Source organism: Streptomyces sp. NPDC001599 (assembly GCF_042893535.1).
Classification (GTDB): Bacteria; Actinomycetota; Actinomycetes; order Streptomycetales; family Streptomycetaceae; genus Streptomyces.
On the sequence record NZ_JBIAVA010000011.1, the window covers coordinates 16,937 to 32,661 of the forward strand.

At 72.6% G+C, this 15,725-nt stretch carries 12 protein-coding genes; 9 read left to right on the forward strand and 3 right to left on the reverse strand.

Annotated features, from left to right (window positions below):
* Positions 1 to 33: 33 nt before the first annotated feature.
* The 3 genes from ACFYZ3_RS26075 to nudC all read left to right on the forward strand — a co-directional run bounded on the left by ACFYZ3_RS26075 (position 34) and on the right by nudC (position 6,096).
* Positions 34 to 3,567: a UvrD-helicase domain-containing protein gene (locus tag ACFYZ3_RS26075; RefSeq protein WP_388522298.1), complete on the forward strand. Its 3,534-nt coding sequence runs from the start codon at positions 34 to 36 to the stop codon at positions 3,565 to 3,567.
* A 10-nt stretch (positions 3,568 to 3,577) separates the two neighbouring features.
* Positions 3,578 to 4,990 carry a dipeptidase gene (locus tag ACFYZ3_RS26080; protein ID WP_388522301.1) on the forward strand — a complete coding sequence of 471 codons (1,413 nt, stop codon included), beginning with the start codon at positions 3,578 to 3,580 and terminating at the stop codon, positions 4,988 to 4,990.
* Positions 4,991 to 5,151: 161 nt separating this feature from the next.
* Complete coding sequence (gene nudC, locus ACFYZ3_RS26085; protein ID WP_388522304.1) at positions 5,152 to 6,096, forward strand: NAD(+) diphosphatase; 945 nt, start codon at positions 5,152 to 5,154, stop codon at positions 6,094 to 6,096.
* Between the two features lie 171 nt (positions 6,097 to 6,267).
* Here nudC and ACFYZ3_RS26090 read toward each other — a convergent pair whose 3' ends face one another.
* Complete coding sequence (locus ACFYZ3_RS26090) at positions 6,268 to 6,510, reverse strand: mycoredoxin (protein WP_030400692.1); 243 nt, start codon at positions 6,508 to 6,510, stop codon at positions 6,268 to 6,270.
* Between the two features lie 194 nt (positions 6,511 to 6,704).
* Here ACFYZ3_RS26090 and ACFYZ3_RS26095 point away from each other — a divergent pair, with 194 nt between their 5' ends.
* The 4 genes from ACFYZ3_RS26095 to ACFYZ3_RS26110 all read left to right on the forward strand — a co-directional run bounded on the left by ACFYZ3_RS26095 (position 6,705) and on the right by ACFYZ3_RS26110 (position 10,273).
* Positions 6,705 to 8,912, forward strand: a complete 2,208-nt coding sequence (locus ACFYZ3_RS26095; protein ID WP_388522307.1) for an ATP-dependent DNA helicase UvrD2 — start codon at positions 6,705 to 6,707, stop codon at positions 8,910 to 8,912.
* 164 nt (positions 8,913 to 9,076) lie between these two features.
* Positions 9,077 to 9,409 (forward strand): hypothetical protein, encoded by a 333-nt coding sequence (locus ACFYZ3_RS26100; RefSeq protein WP_388522310.1) that lies wholly within the window; start codon positions 9,077 to 9,079, stop codon positions 9,407 to 9,409.
* A 175-nt stretch (positions 9,410 to 9,584) separates the two neighbouring features.
* Positions 9,585 to 9,953, forward strand: a complete 369-nt coding sequence (locus ACFYZ3_RS26105; protein ID WP_003973786.1) for a WhiB family transcriptional regulator — start codon at positions 9,585 to 9,587, stop codon at positions 9,951 to 9,953.
* Positions 9,950 to 10,273, forward strand: coding sequence for a hypothetical protein (locus tag ACFYZ3_RS26110; RefSeq protein WP_115744098.1), 324 nt, complete (start codon positions 9,950 to 9,952; stop codon positions 10,271 to 10,273). The genes ACFYZ3_RS26105 and ACFYZ3_RS26110 overlap by 4 nt, the downstream gene beginning before the upstream one ends.
* 114 nt (positions 10,274 to 10,387) lie before the next feature.
* Here the strand turns inward: ACFYZ3_RS26110 and ACFYZ3_RS26115 are convergent, their stop codons facing one another.
* Both ACFYZ3_RS26115 and ACFYZ3_RS26120 read right to left on the reverse strand, forming a co-directional pair.
* Positions 10,388 to 11,797, reverse strand: coding sequence for an ABC1 kinase family protein (locus ACFYZ3_RS26115; protein ID WP_388522311.1), 1,410 nt, complete (start codon positions 11,795 to 11,797; stop codon positions 10,388 to 10,390).
* On the reverse strand, positions 11,790 to 13,004 hold the full coding sequence (locus ACFYZ3_RS26120) for a TOMM precursor leader peptide-binding protein (RefSeq protein ID WP_388522314.1): 1,215 nt from the start codon (positions 13,002 to 13,004) through the stop codon (positions 11,790 to 11,792). The genes ACFYZ3_RS26115 and ACFYZ3_RS26120 overlap by 8 nt, the downstream gene beginning before the upstream one ends.
* A 230-nt stretch (positions 13,005 to 13,234) precedes the next feature.
* Between ACFYZ3_RS26120 and ACFYZ3_RS26125 the strand changes: the two genes are divergently transcribed.
* Both ACFYZ3_RS26125 and ACFYZ3_RS26130 read left to right on the forward strand, forming a co-directional pair.
* Positions 13,235 to 13,831 carry a M48 family metallopeptidase gene (locus tag ACFYZ3_RS26125; protein WP_388522317.1) on the forward strand — a complete coding sequence of 199 codons (597 nt, stop codon included), beginning with the start codon at positions 13,235 to 13,237 and terminating at the stop codon, positions 13,829 to 13,831.
* Between the two features lie 138 nt (positions 13,832 to 13,969).
* Complete coding sequence (locus ACFYZ3_RS26130) at positions 13,970 to 15,721, forward strand: TerD family protein (protein ID WP_388522320.1); 1,752 nt, start codon at positions 13,970 to 13,972, stop codon at positions 15,719 to 15,721.
* Positions 15,722 to 15,725 lie beyond the last annotated feature (4 nt).

The following is a 15,725-nucleotide window of genomic DNA, read 5'->3' on the forward strand; positions in this document are numbered from 1 at the left end:
CCGCTGTCAGTGGCCGCCGCTAGCCTCTCTGACGTGCCCGCCCACATCACCGATCCCGAGCAGCTCAAGGAGCTCCTCGGCATCCCCTTCACCCCCGAGCAGACGGCCTGCATCATCGCGCCGCCCGCGCCGCAGGTGATCGTGGCCGGAGCCGGGTCCGGCAAGACGACGGTGATGGCCGCACGCGTGGTGTGGCTCGTCGGCACCGGCCAGGTCGCCCCGGAACAGGTCCTCGGGCTCACCTTCACCAACAAGGCGGCCGGCGAACTCGCCGAACGCGTCCGTACGGCCCTGATCAGAGCGGGCGTGACCGACCCGGACGTGATCGACCCGGACCACCCGCCGGGCGAGCCCGCGATCTCGACGTACCACGCCTTCGCGGGCCGTCTCCTGACCGACCACGGTCTGCGCCTCGGCCTTGAGCCGACCTCCCGCCTGCTCGCCGACGCCACCCGCTACCAGCTCGCCGCGAGGGTCCTGCGCGAGGCCCCCGGGCCCTACCCGGCGCTCACCCGGTCCTTCGCGGACCTGGTGAGCGACCTCCTCGCCCTCGACGCCGAACTCGCCGAGCACCTCGTACGCCCCGAGGACCTGCGCGCCTGGGACGCCGGCCTCCTGGACACCCTGGACGGCGTCCGGCTCAGCAACGCCGACCTGCGCAAGGTCCCCGAGGCCGCCGCCGCCCGCCGCGAACTGGCCGACCTGGTGATCCGCTACCGGGCCGCCAAACGCCGGCAGGACCTGCTCGACTTCGGCGACCAGATCGCCCTGTCCGCGCAACTCGCCGGACTCCCCGAGGTGGGCCGCATCCTGCGCGACGAGTACCGGGTCGTGCTGCTGGACGAGTACCAGGACACCTCCGTGGCCCAGCGCATCCTCCTGGCGGGCCTGTTCGGCGACGGCACCGGCCATCCCGTGACCGCCGTGGGCGACCCCTGCCAGGCGATCTACGGCTGGCGCGGCGCCTCCGTCGCCAACCTCGACGACTTCCCCGAACACTTCGCCCACGCGGACGGACGGCCCGCGGCCCGCCAGGCGCTCAGCGAGAACCGCCGCAGCGGCGGCCGCCTCCTCGACCTCGCCAACGGCCTCGCCGAGCCCCTGCGCGCCATGCACGCGGGCGTGGAGGCCCTGCGCCCCGCCCCGGGCGCCGAACGCGACGGCATGGTCCGCTGCGCCCTGCTGCGCACCCACGCCGAGGAGATCGACTGGATCGCCGACTCCGTCGCCCACCTCGTGCGCACCGGCAAGGCGCCCGGGGAGATCGCCGTCCTGTGCCGCACGGCGACCGACTTCGCCCAGATCCAGGGCGCGCTGGTGGCCCGTGACGTCCCCGTGGAGGTCGTGGGCCTGTCCGGGCTGCTGCACCTGCCCGAGGTGGCCGACCTGGTCGCCGTCTGCGAAGTTCTCCAGGACCCGGGCGCCAACGCGTCCCTGGTCCGGCTGCTCTCCGGCCCGCGCTGGCGCATCGGCCCGCGCGACCTCGCCCTCCTGGGCCGCCGCGCCCGGCTGCTGGTGAGCCACGCGCGTGTGGAGGGCGACGACGACCCCGACCGGAGGCTCGCCGAGGCCGTCGAGGGGGTGGACCCGTCCGAGGTGATATCGCTCGCGGACGCCCTGGACACCTTCCTGGAGACGCCGCTGGACGGCACCGGGGACGACGACGGGCTGCCCTTCTCGGCGGACGCGCGCGTGCGGTTCGCCCGGCTCGCCACCGAGCTGCGCGAGCTGCGCCGGGCCTTGTCCGACCCGCTCATGGACGTCCTGCACCGCGTCCTCGCCGTCACCGGCCTGGAGGTCGAGCTGTCGGCGTCCCCGCACGCCCTTGCGGCCCGCCGCCGCGAGACCCTGTCGAACTTCCTCGACGTCGCCGCGTCCTTCGCCGCGGGTGACGGCGGGGCCACCCTGCTCGCCTTCCTGGGCTTCCTGCGCACTGCCGCGCAGTACGAGAAGGGCCTGGACAACGCGCTGCCCGGCGGGGAGAACACCGTCAAGGTACTCACGGCGCACAAGTCCAAGGGCCTCGAGTGGGACGTCGTCGCCGTGCCCGGCCTCGTCACCGGCACCTTCCCCAGCGGTCAGGGCCGGGAGAAGTGGACCGCCCAGGGCAAGGTGCTGCCGCACGGCCTGCGCGGCGACGCCGAGACCCTGCCCGACGTCGCCTCCTGGGACTCCCGCGGTCTGAAGGCCTTCCACGAGGCCATGAAGGACCACCAGCACACCGAGGAGCTACGCCTCGGCTACGTCACCTTCACCCGCCCCCGCACCCTGCTCCTCGGCTCCGGCCACTGGTGGGGGCCCAGCCAGAAGAAGCCCCGCGGACCGTCCGACTTCCTCACGGCCCTGTACGAGCACTGCGCGGCCGGACACGGCGAGATCGAGGTCTGGGCGGACGAACCCGCGGAGGACGAGGAGAACCCCGCCCTGCACCGGGCGACCGCCGACGAGGTCTGGCCCCTGCCCCTGGACGACGCGGCACTCGCCCGGCGCCGGGCCGCGGCCGAGACGGTCCTCGCGCACCTGGACGGGCTCGCCGCCCAGGAAGGCGGTCCCCCCTCCGCCCCCGCCACCTACGAGGACCCGGACTGGCCGCCGCCCCCGGAGGACGACGAGGAACTCCCGGAAGACGGGGAGCTCCCGGAAGAAGCGGAGCCCGACTGGGCCGGGGACCCCGCCGACTGGGACACCTGGACCACGGACCGCCCCGCCGCCGCGCAGGAGCCCCCCACCACGCCGGAGAGCCCTGCCGCCCCGCAGGACGGGCCCACCGTCCCGCACCAGGCTCCGCCGCCCGCACAGCCTCCGGGCACCGCACCCGTCCCCGCCCCCGCTCGCCTCACACCGGAAGAGGCCCGCACCGTCGCCTCCTGGGACCGCGACCTCGACGCGCTCACCGGAGAGCTCCTGCGCGCCCGCGAGAGCGTCACCGACGTGCCCCTCCCGGCGTCCCTGACCGCCTCCCAGCTGCTGAGCCTGGCCGCCGACCCGGACGGGTTCGCCCAGGAGCTGGCCCGGCCCATGCCCCGCCCGCCCCAGCCCGCCGCCCGCCGGGGGACCCGATTCCACGCCTGGGTGGAGGCCCGGTTCGAACCGCTGACCCTGCCCCTGCTCGAACCGGAGGAGCTGCCCGGCGGCGACGCCGAGATCGCCGACGACCACGACCTGGAGTTCCTGAAGGACGCCTTCGAGCGCACCGAGTACGCCCGCCGCACACCGTTCCGTGTGGAGGCGCCGTTCCAGCTCTCGCTCGCCGGGCGGGTCGTACGCGGCCGCATCGACGCCGTCTACAAGGAGGGCGACGGCGACACCGCGACGTACGAGATCGTCGACTGGAAGACCAACCGCGCCGCCACCGCCGACCCGCTCCAGCTCGCGCTCTACCGCATCGCCTGGGCCGAACAGCAGCACGTACCGCCCGCCTCGGTGACGGCCGCCTTCCTGTACGTACGCACCGGCGAGGTCGTACGGCCCGAGGGGCTGCCGGACCGCGCGGCGCTGGAGAAGCTGCTGCTGGCCGAGCCGGTCGGTGACGAACCGCACGACCGGGGTGTCCGCGCGGGCCGATAGGCTCGTAAGCATGAGCCACCCCGTTGACAATGCTGTCAGCGCTGTCCGCACGTACATCGAGCAGCACCGCGCCGCCTTCCTCGACGACCTCGTCGAATGGCTGCGCATCCCGTCCGTGTCGGCCCAGCCCGACCACGCGACCGATGTGCGCCGCAGCGCCGACTGGCTCGCCGCCAAGCTGAAGGAGACCGGCTTCCCGACCACGGAGGTCTGGCCGACCCTGGGCGCCCCCGCCGTGTTCGCCGAGTGGCCCTCCGGGGACCCGCAGGCACCGACGGTCCTCGTCTACGGCCACCACGACGTGCAGCCCGCCGCCCGCGAGGACGGCTGGAACAGCGAGCCCTTCGATCCCGTCGTCCGCGAGAACCGCCTCTACGCGCGCGGGGCGGCCGACGACAAGGGGCAGGTGTTCTTCCACACACTCGGTGTCCGCGCCCACCTCGCCGCCACCGGCCGTACGGCTCCCGCGGTGAACCTCAAACTGCTGATCGAGGGCGAGGAGGAATCAGGCTCCCCGCACTTCCGTGCCCTCGTCGAGGAGCGCGCCGAGCGGCTCACCGCCGACGCGGTCGTCGTCTCCGACACCGGCATGTGGTCCGAGGACACCCCCACCGTCTGCACCGGCATGCGAGGCCTCGCCGAGTGCGAGATCCGGCTGCACGGCCCCGACCAGGACATCCACTCGGGCTCCTTCGGCGGCGCGGTCCCCAACCCGGCCACCGCGGTCGCACGCCTCGTGGCCGCCCTGCACGACGAGCACGCGCGCGTGGCGATACCCGGCTTCTACGACGGAGTGGCCGACCTCACCGACCGGGAGCGCGAGCTCTTCGCCGAGCTGCCCTTCGACGAGCGGCAGTGGCTGCGCACGGCCAAGTCGTACGCCGCCCACGGCGAAGCCGGACACACCACCCTGGAGCGCATCTGGGCCCGCCCCACCGCCGAGGTCAACGGCATCGGCGGCGGCTACCAGGGCCCCGGCAGCAAGACGATCATCCCGTCCTCCGCCATGGTGAAGCTCTCCTTCCGCCTGGTCGCGGGCCAGGACCCCGATCAGGTGGAGAAGGCCGTCCACGCCTGGGCCGGCGAGCAGGTCCCCGCGGGCATCCGCTGCGAGGTCGTCTTCGGCTCCGCCACCCGCCCGTGCCTGACGCCGCTGGACCACCCGGCGCTGCAGTCCGTGGTCCGCGCGATGGGACGGGCCTTCGGCAAACCGGTCCGCTTCACCCGCGAGGGCGGCTCAGGACCGGCCGCCGACCTCCAGGAGGTTCTCGGCGCTCCGGTGCTCTTCCTCGGCATCTCCGTTCCGTCGGACGGCTGGCACGCCCCCGACGAGAAGGTGGAACTGGACCTGCTCCTCAAGGGTGTCGAAACCTCCGCCCACCTCTGGGGCGACCTGGGGGAGCACTGGCGTCACGCGCCCTGAGCGCCGTGCACGGTCCCGGGGCCCGACCGGCAGCGCGCGCGGCACACTGGAAACGCCGCCACGTACCGCCGAGCCCTCCCGGACCCGGTCACCACCCGCCGTACGAACCGCCGAAACCGCCTGCCGAACCGAACCGCTCACCGGGGGAGTTGGAAGCACCCGTGACCACCTGGACCGACCACACCGCCGACCGTCCCATCTCGCTCACCGCCCCCAGCGGCATCGACCGCGCCGCCCACCACCGCCTCGACGAGGCCTGGCTCGCGGCGGCGTGGAGTCACCCCTCGACGCGCTGCTTCGTGGTCTCCGGCGGCCAGGTCCTGATCGACGAGACGCCCGACGGGGCCACCGAACTCGTCATGACCCCCTCCTTCGAGGCCCCGCTCACCGAGGCACATCGCTACTTCCTGGGCACCGACGAGGACGGGACCAGCTACTTCGCCCTGCAGAAGGACTCCCTGCCCGGCCGCATGGACCAGTCCGCCCGTCCCGCGGGCCTGCGCGAGGCCGGCCTGCTCCTGTCCCCCCGCGACGCCGGGCTGATGGCCCACGCGGTCGCCCTGGAGAACTGGCAGCGCCTGCACCGGTTCTGCTCCCGCTGCGGAGAACGCACCGTCATCGCCGCGGCCGGCCACATCCGGCGTTGCCCCGCCTGCGGCGCCGAGCACTACCCGCGCACCGACCCCGCGGTGATCATGGCGGTCACGGACGGCGAGGACCGCATCCTGCTCGGCCGCCAGGTGCACTGGCCCGAGGGGCGCTTCTCGACCCTCGCCGGTTTCGTGGAGCCCGGCGAGTCCATCGAGCAGTCGGTGCGCCGCGAGGTCCAGGAGGAGGTCGGCGTCACCGTCGGCCCGGTCGAGTACGTCGCGAGCCAGCCGTGGCCCTTCCCGTCCAGCCTGATGCTCGGATTCATGGCCCACGCCACCTCGACCGAGATCAACGTCGACGGCGACGAGATCCACGAGGCCCGCTGGTTCTCCCGCGAGGAGCTGGGCGCCGCCTTCGAGTCCGGCGAGGTCCTGCCGCCCTACGGCATCTCGATCGCGGCCCGCCTCATCGAGCTCTGGTACGGCAGGCCACTGCCGACGCGCAGCGCCTTCTGAGCCCGGACCCCGTTGACGCCAAGAGAGGGGCGGCCGTCCCCGTCGGGGGAGGGCCGCCCCTCTCTTCGTGCCGTCCGGCTCTTCGTGCCGTCCGGCTCTTCGTGCCGTCCGGCTCTTCGTGCCGTCCGGCTCTTCGTGCCGTCCGGCTCTTCGTGCCGTCCGGCCGACCGGCTAGGCGCCGATCTTCTGCTTCACCTGCGCCAGCGACGGGTTCGTCAGAGTGGAGCCGTCGGGGAAGAGCACGGTGGGCACCGTCTGGTTTCCGCCATTCGCCTTCTCCACGAACGCGGCCGACTCCGGGTCCTGCTCGATGTTGACCTCGGTGTACGCGATGCCCTCGCGGTCCATCTGGCTCTTCAGCCGACGGCAGTAGCCGCACCACGTGGTGCTGTACATCGTCACAGTGCCCGGCATGTCTCTCGTGCTCCTTCGGCGACTCGGAAAGCGGCGGCTCGGGGATGAGGTCGCAGGAGGGGAACGTCCGCGGCCGCACGGCCATTCCCGTCGCGCATTCCCACTACGTGATGCCTGTCGCATTGATATGACTGTCGGTGCGTGCCTGTGGACAACCGACTCACCCGTCCCGCGAGACCTGGCAGCATGGCGGTGTGACAGCAGCAACGCACTCCACCCTCTTCCCGCAGGTACCGGAATCGGCCGACGCGGTGCTCGAAGGGCTCGACCCCGAGCAGCGCGAGGTGGCGACCGCCCTGCGCGGCCCGGTGTGCGTGCTGGCGGGAGCCGGTACGGGCAAGACCCGCGCGATCACCCACCGCATCGCCTACGGGGTGCGCGCCGGGATCCTCCAGCCCTCCAGCGTGCTCGCCGTGACCTTCACCAACCGTGCGGCCGGCGAGATGCGCGGCCGGCTGCGCCAGCTCGGCGCCTCCGGTGTGCAGGCCCGCACCTTCCACTCGGCGGCGCTGCGGCAACTCCAGTACTTCTGGCCGAAAGCGATCGGCGGCTCCCTGCCCAGGCTCGTCGACCGCAAGATCCAGCTCGTCGCCGACGCGGCCGCCGCCTGCCGTATCCGCCTCGACCGGGGCGAGCTGCGCGACGTCACCGCGGAGATCGAGTGGTCCAAGGTGACCCAGACGGTGCCCGCCGACTACGCCCCGGCGGCTGCCAAGGCCGGCCGTGAGGCCCCCCGCGACCCGGCGGAGATCGCGCAGCTGTACGCCGCTTACGAGGACCTCAAGCGCGCGCGCTCCGTCATCGACTTCGAGGACGTGCTGCTGCTGACGGTGGCCGTCCTCCAGGACCGGCACGACGTCGCCGAGCAGGTCCGCGCCCAGTACCAGCACTTCGTGGTCGACGAGTACCAGGACGTCAGCCCCCTCCAGCAGCGTCTGCTGGAGCTGTGGCTCGGGGACCGCGACGACCTGTGCGTGGTCGGCGACGCCAGTCAGACGATCTACTCGTTCACGGGAGCAACCCCCGACCATCTCCTCGACTTCCGCGTCCGCCATCCCGGCGCCACCGTCGTCAAGCTGGTTCGCGACTACCGGTCCACCCCCCAGGTCGTCCACCTCGCCAACGGCCTGCTCGCCCAGGCCCGGGGCCGGGCCGCCGATCACCGCCTGGAGCTGGTCTCGCAGCGGCCCGCGGGCTCCGAGCCGGTCTACGCCGAGTACACCGACGAACCGGCCGAGGCCGAGGGCGCCGCGCGCCGCATCCGCGAGCTGATCGACTCGGGTGTTCCGGCAGCCGAGATCGCGGTCCTCTTCCGGACCAACTCCCAGTCGGAGACCTATGAGCAGTCCCTCGCCGACGCCGGGGTCCCGTACCAGTTGCGGGGTGCGGAGCGCTTCTTCGACCGGCCCGAGGTGCGCAAGGCCGGCAGTGCCCTGCGGGCCGCCGCCCGCTTCGGCGGCAACGACTCCCTCCTCGACGACGTCGTCGACCTGCCCTCGCAGGTGCGCGCGGTGCTGTCCGGAGAGGGCTGGACGACCGAGCCTCCGGCCGGGTCGGGCGCCGTCCGGGAGCGGTGGGAGTCGCTGGCCGCCCTGGTCGGACTGGCCCAGGACTTCGCCGCCGCCAGAGCGGGAGCCACGCTGAGCGACCTCGTCGTGGAACTCGACGAGCGCGCGGGCGCCCAGCACGCCCCGACGGTGCAGGGCGTCACCCTCGCCTCCCTGCACTCGGCCAAGGGCCTGGAGTGGGACGTCGTGTTCCTGGTCGGCGTGGCCGAGGGCATGATGCCGATCACCTACGCAAAGACGGACGAGCAGATCGAGGAGGAACGCCGCCTTCTCTACGTCGGTGTCACCCGCGCGCGTGAACGCCTGCACCTGTCCTGGGCGCTGGCCCGGTCGCCCGGCGGCCGGCCGAGCCGCAGGCCCAGCCGCTTTCTGAAGGGGCTGCGGCCCGGTTCGGGCACGGCGGGCGGGCAGGCGGCCGCCGGGGGTGCCGGGGGCGTGGAGCGCGGGTTCCGAGGCGGCGGCAGTGGTGGCGCGGCCGCCGCGCCGAGACGGACCCAGCGGACGCCGGCCCGCTGCCGGGTCTGCGGACGCACGCTCACCGATGCCGGTGAGATGAAGCTGATGCGCTGCGAGGGCTGCCCGTCGGACATGGACGAGGGCGTCTACGAGCGGTTGCGTGAGTGGCGCGCGGTGCAGGCGGGGCGCAGCGGACAGCCCGCGTTCTGCGTCTTCACCGACAAGACGCTGATGGCGATCGCCGAGTCCGTACCGGAGGACGAGCGGGAGCTGGCCCGGATCCCGGGGGTCGGGATGCGCAAGCTCAATCGATACGGGGCCGACGTCCTGGCCATCTGCGCAGGCCAGGAAGGTGTGGGGCTTGACGAGGACGACTGATACAAACTCGTCGAAAAAATAGTTTGCGCATGCCCCGGGAATCCCCATAGGTTCTTGGTCACGGGAGCAGCGGCCTTCCCGGAGGCCCTGAATCCGTGTTGTACTTGCATATCCGCGGACTGGTTCGTCCCAGTCCCCCGAGACGCCGAGAGGAGGCGAGTCCAGTGATCAGCATCAACAGCAGCTTCGTCGTCAGCTCCACCGCCAAAATGACCGATCGCTCGGCCGTCTCCCTGTGCACGCTCGGCGCTTCTCACTCGGGCACCGGTCTGTCCGGCATTCGTGCCGTGCGTCCGGCTGCCGCCGCTGCTGCTCCCGCGGGCCTTCCCGTCCGGGAGCGCAATGAGCGACCGACCAAGGCACTGGAAGCAGCAGTAACGGCACAGGCGCAGGCCTATGCCTTTACCGCGACCGGTGCCGGATTCCGGAAGCAGACGACGCAGCACCACCTGATGTGGGCCTTCCGTGGGCCAGAACCCTGGAGTGATCCAGCCTGATCGCCGATCAGGCCGGCGCCTTCAGGGCCGCGGAACCCCACCCGGGATCCGCGGCCCTTCTGTTTGTCCCCGAACGGGGGCGACAGCACGAAGGAGCCTCGGGACAAGTAAAGAACCCGGTACCAAGCCGCCACCCGGTCAACCGGCCGGAACGAACAGACGAGGAAGACCACCCGTGCAACTCGAAGCGCACGCCCCGTCCGTACCGCCTTCCGACACGATCCCCAAGCCCTGTTCCACGGAGGACTCCACCTTGACCCCGCTCACCGCGCTCACCGCGCTCGACGACGCCATCGAGAACCTCGGCGTACCCGTCCCCTGCCGCTCCTACGACCCGGAGGTCTTCTTCGCCGAGTCGCCGGCGGACGTGGAGTACGCCAAGTCCCTCTGCCGCACCTGCCCGCTGATCGAGGCCTGCCTCGCCGGTGCCAAGGAGCGGCGTGAGCCCTGGGGCGTCTGGGGTGGCGAGCTGTTCGTCCAGGGTGTCGTCGTCGCCCGGAAGCGGCCCCGTGGTCGCCCGCGCAAGAACCCGGTTTCGGCATGAACACCGCAGGAACGATCGACCGCCCCCTCACGTACGACCCCCAGAAGCAGGCCCCGATGAAGCCGTCCACCCACGACATCGCAGGCACCACGCCTGAAGACTTCACCACCAGTGACGCGAAGGACTCGCGTCAGAACAGGACCCGTGAAATGCAACTCATCCCAGAAGCCCTGGCGCGTGCGCATATGCACGACCGCCTGCATGAGGCCGAGCAGGAACGCCGGGCGCTGCGCCTGGCGACCGCTCGCCGGATGCAGCGCCGGGCGGAGCGCGCCTCGATGCGCGCCCGGCGTGCGCTGGCCATGGCGGTCATGCAGTAGCCGACACACCTGAAGCAGTGGTCTCCCGACGGGAGACGAAGCTCCGCCCGTGGGGGCCGGTCCGTCCGAACGGACCGGCCCCCACGGCGTGTTCGGCTCCGGTGGATCGGTGGATCAGGCCTCCGCGGCCGTCCCCTCCACCTCGTACACGTCCTCGTCCTCTCCTTCGGCCTCTTCGGCCTCGGTCTCGTCCTCCGCGACGAAACCGACCAGCCACTCCTCCAGTTCGTCGCGCAGCCGGACCGTGGCCCCCAGCTGGCAGAGCACGCCGATGGTGCTCAGGGTCACGCGGTGGATCAGGAGATACGCGGGCGGCAGGTTGAGCTGCTTGGCCAGCTGGTAGGCGGGGGAGCGGGGATCACCGATGCGGGCGGCCTGGCTGCGCATCCAGCCGCGGGTGAAGGTGAACGCGTCGACCCTGGCCGGCTCGATGATCGGAAGCAGGTAGTCGAGAACGGCGTCGGGGTCCAGCTCTATCGACTCCTTGACGAAGCCCTCCGTGCACAGCATCTCGTAGACGGCCTCCGCCTCGCCGTCCAGCGTCATGCGCAGGGCCTCGCCGATGGGTTCGGGCAGACCGCCCGGAAGGCGGTCGACCGTGCCGAAGTCCAGAACGCCCAGGCGCCAGTCGTCCTCGCCCTCGGGCCCGCCGGGCAGCAGCCGGAAGTTGCCGGGATGCGGATCGGCGTGCAGGAGCCCGGTGCGTGCGGGACCGGAGAACAGGAAGTGGGCCAGCAACTGACCTGCCCGGTCGCGCTGCTCCTGCGTGCCGTTCGAGATGATCTCCGACATCGGGATGCCGTCGATCCACTCGGTGATCAGCACCTGCTCGCACTGGTGGACGACGTCCGGCACCACGATGTCCGGGTCGTCCTCGAAGACCTCGGCATGCGTCCGCTGGGCCTGCGCCTCCAGGTCGTAGTCCAGCTCCTCCGAGACCCGGTCCTTCAGCTCAGTGATCAGCGGCTTGATGTCCATGCCGGGGACCAGCGGGCCGAGCAGGCGGGCGAAGCGGCTGAGCTGGTTCAGGTCGGACAGCAGTGCCTCGCCTGCGCCCGGGTACTGCACCTTGACCGCCACCTCGCGGCCGTCGTGCCACACCCCCCGGTGCACCTGACCGATCGAGGCGGCCGCGGCGGGCTTGTCCTCGAACTCCAGGAAGAGGTCCTGCCAGTCCTCACCGAGCCGCTCCGCCAGCACGGAGTGCACCGTGCGCGTCGGCATCGGCGGCGCCGCCTCCTGCAGCTTGGTCAGCGCCGCACGATAGGGGCCGGCGACCTCCTCGGGCAGTGCCGACTCGAAGACGGACAGGGCCTGCCCGAACTTCATCGCCCCGCCCTTGAGCTCGCCCAGCACCTTGAACAGCTGCTCCGCGGTGCGCTGCTGCAACTGCTGGCCGACGATCTCCGCGGACTCGCCGACGATTCGCTTGCCCAGCCCCCAGGTGGCCCGCCCGGCGAAGCCGAGCGGGAGCGCGGCGAGCTTGGCGGTCCGGGTGACCGCCTTGCGCGGAAGATCAGACATGCGCCCTCCAAGTCCCAGCCGGCCGTTCCGGTTCCGCCTCGTGGCGTACTTCCGCTGACGGCCCTTGCCCCGCCATTGTCGCGCGCCACCCCCCGTCCTCGGGGATGTGTTCCTGCTTACCTTTCCGGGCCGCCCCGCAGGAGCACGCGGGGTGTGGCCGGACCGGCCGCAGGTGCCACCGCAGGCCGGGCAGCGAGACCTCCCAGCGGGCTCCGGCGCCGGAGGGCGTCCGGCCGTCCAGGAAGGCGAGCGCCTGAGCCGCCGCGAACCCGGCGACGATCGTCGCGAGGGCGAGGTCACAGGGCGGTACCCGGCGCTGCGGCCCGGAGCGCCACTGGGCCACCAGTCGCGGCCAGGCGGGGTCCCGGTCCGTGCGGTCCGCGTACAGGCAGCCGGCGCACCCGGTCTCGCCGGGCAGGACCAGGGGGCCGACGACACCGGTTCCCTCCACGACACCGGCGTAGAGGTGGGGTGTGCCGGAGGCCATCAGGGATTCCGCGGCGGTGGGGTCGGGCGTGTGCACCGCGACGTCGTCGCGCGGGGCGACGATCACCAGGGAGAGGCCCGGGGCGTCTTCCTCGGGCGGCGTCGTCGGGCCTCGGCGGGCAGGCCGGTCGGGGGCGGCACGGCGCACCAGGCGGCGGGCCGTCTCGTCCCGGCGGTCGCCGACCGACTCGGCGGGCAGGCCGCCCGGAGCGACGTCCCACGGCTCGACGCGTCCCCCGTCGCGCACGTCGATCTCCCCGACGCCCGCGCCCGACAGCAGGCCGGCCAGCACCGCGCCCACCCGTCCCGCCCCCCTCACACCCACCCGTAGGGCGCGTCGGGCGGCCAGGTGTCTGATCGCGTCGCCCGGTTCCGAGGTCGTCAGGGACAGCGAGGCCAGATCGGGGCGGAGTCGGTCGAGGACCTCCTTCTTCGCCCGCAGCTCGTCGGCGGCCGGCCCGCCGCCCCGGGAGTCGTCGAGCAGACCGGCCTGCGCCAGTCGCTCCACGACCCGGTCGACGTGCCCGTCCGGCAGGTCCATGCGGTGCCCCGCCTCGCGAAGGAGCGCCGGGCCGCGGGTGCCGTTGAGCAGTTCGAGGAAGCTGCCCGTCGCCGTGTCCACCGGTGCCAGTGTCAGCGCGTGCGCCGGTGTCATTCCGAACTGCACGGTGTTCAGGTCGCGCCAGCCGCGCCTGAGCGCGGGTTTCACCATCGGATGCATGCCAGGTCCCCCGTATGTCTCGCGTTGTCCGTGTGCGGCCCCGCCGTCGGTCGCGGATCCGCCGGCGAGTGCCAGCATGCCCGGATGCGCGGAGGGGCGTCGAAAGTTGTCCACAGGCGGTGGGTATTCGTCGTACGAATCAGCCGCCCGTCTCCCAGGACGAGTGGCGGATCGGCACCGATGCGTCCCGGAGCCGGGACTTCCCCGTGTGCAGCGGGTAACGTCGTGGCGTGTCCGCCGACCCACTGCACCGCGCCGGGGCACCCCCGCGCACACCGACGAATCCACTGCCGAGCGGCCCGGGGACGAGCGCGATCGAGGTGCGCAGAAGCACCCGGCGACGCCGGACGGTCTCCGCGTACCGGGAGGGCGATCGCACCGTCGTGCTGATCCCGGCCCGGATGTCCGAGGCCGAGGAGCAACGCTGGGTGAGCGTCATGCTGGACAAGCTGGCCGCCCAGGAGAGCAAGCGCGTGCTGGGCGACGCCGAGCTGGCCGAGCGCGCCGAGCGTCTGTCGGGACAGTACTTCGAGGGCCGGGCCCGGCCCACCTCGGTCCGCTGGGTCACCAACCAGAACACCCGCTGGGGCTCGTGCACGCCGTCCGAGGGAAGCATCCGGCTGTCGCACCGCCTTCAGGGCATGCCCGAGTACGTCGTCGACTACGTCCTTCTGCACGAGCTGGCGCACCTGCTGGTCCCGGGGCACGGGCCCCGCTTCTGGCGGCTCCTGGAGGCGTATCCGCGGACCGAGCGCGCCAGGGGCTACCTGGAGGGTGTGGTCGCCGCGGACCGGCTGCCGCACGTGCCCGGAGCCCGCGGCGAGTAGTCCGCGCGGCCCCGAAGGGGGTCCGACACGGTCGCGCACGCGTTTCGTACCGGGTCTGTACCGACGTCCTCCGGTGTCGGTGTTTGCCGTTAGCCTGTCGCGACGCACTCACATTCGGATGGGGGACGGTCGTAACGCATGGCCAGGGAATTTCAACGCGGCCACAAGGCCAGGATCAGTGACCTCACCTCGGGCACGGATCTGTACGTAGGTGTGCAGATCTCCGGCCCCGGGCTGAGCTTCGACATCAGCTGCTTCGGTCTCGACGCCGACGAGCGGTTGTCGGACGACCGGTACTTCGTGTTCTTCAACCAACCGAAGACCCCCGAGGAGTCCATCCAGCTCCTGGGTGCGCAGGCGGGTGACACCGAGTCCTTCCGGGTCACCCTCGACAGGATCCCGCAGCAGATCCAGAAGCTGTCCTTCACCGCGACGATCGACGGCGCGGGGCAGATGTCGCAGGTGGGGCCCGGATACATCCGGATCGTCGCGGGCGGCGAGGAGGTGGCCCGGTACCCGTTCAGCGGTTCGGAGTTCTCCACCGAGCGCGCCGTGATGCTGGGTGACTTCTACCTGAAGGACGTGTGGCGCTTCGCCGCCGTCGGGCAGGGCTTCGACGGCGGTCTCGACGCGCTGCTGAGGAACTTCGGCGGTGAGGTGGCCGAGGAAGAGGCTCCCGCGCCGCAGCAGGCCCCGCAGCCGCAGGCCGGTGCCGCCCCGGGCTTCGCCCCGCCGGCCCAGGCCGCAGCGCCGCCGGCCTTCGGCGCGCCCGCCGCCCCGGCTCCCGCGGCCCCCGCCCCTCCGGTGCCGCAGCCCGCACCGCAGGGCTTCGCCCCGCCGCCCGCCGCGACGCCGCCACCGGCTCCCGCCCCGGCGCCCGGGCCGGACGTGCACGCCGCGCAGACCATCGTCGCGCCCATGAACACGCCGCCCGGCGGTGCCCCGGTGCCGCCCCCCGCCCCGGCGCCCGCGCCGTACGGCCAGCCGGGCCAGCCCGGTCAGCAGCCGCCCTACGGCCAGGTACCCGGCCAGACCGCCCCGCCGCCGCCCGGATACGGCCACCCGCAAGCCCCCCAGGCCCCGGCCCCGCCGCCCGGCTACGGGCAGCCGACCGCGCCTCCCGGCTACGGGCAGCAGCCCGGCCCGCCCGCGGGCTACGGCCAGCCGACGCCCCCGCCCGGCTACGGCCAGCAGCCTCCGCAGGGCATGCCCCAGGGTGCGCCGCAGGGCGCCGGTGTGACCGCGGCGCTCCAGCAGTTCCGGGAGACCCCGACCGGCCAGCGCTGGACCCAGCAGAACAAGAAGCTGGTCCGCGTCGACCTCGGCGCGGAGGGCCAGCCCGTCCTCGCCCGGCAGGGCAGCATGGTGCTCTACCAGGGCAAGGTCGACTTCAGCTACAAGGGCGCCGGATTCGCGGGCCGGGTCGTGGGCAACGCCACCGGCCAGGAGATGCAGCTGATGCGCTGCACCGGCAAGGGACAGGTGTTCCTCGCGGAGAACTCCGCGATGCTCCACCCCATCGAGCTCCAGGGCGACGCCGTGTGCGTCTCCGCGGAGAACGTCCTGGCCTTCGACGAGAGCCTCCAGTACGAGGTCCGCCGCATCGAGGGCCACGGCATCCCGGGCGGCGCGCTGTTCACGATGCAGTTCCAGGGCACCGGCACGATCGTCGTCAAGACGCGCGGTGTGCCCGTGGTGCTGCCGGTCACGCCCACGACCTTCGCCGACTGCAACGCCGTGGTCGCCTGGTCCGCCGCCGCCCAGGTGGTCGTCTCCAGCCAGGTGCGGATGCGCCGCAACTCCTACGCGGGCGACACCGGCGAGAGCGTCAACCTGCAGTTCCGGGCCGCACCCGGCAGCTTCGTCGTCGTCCAGCCGTACGAGATCTGAGGGA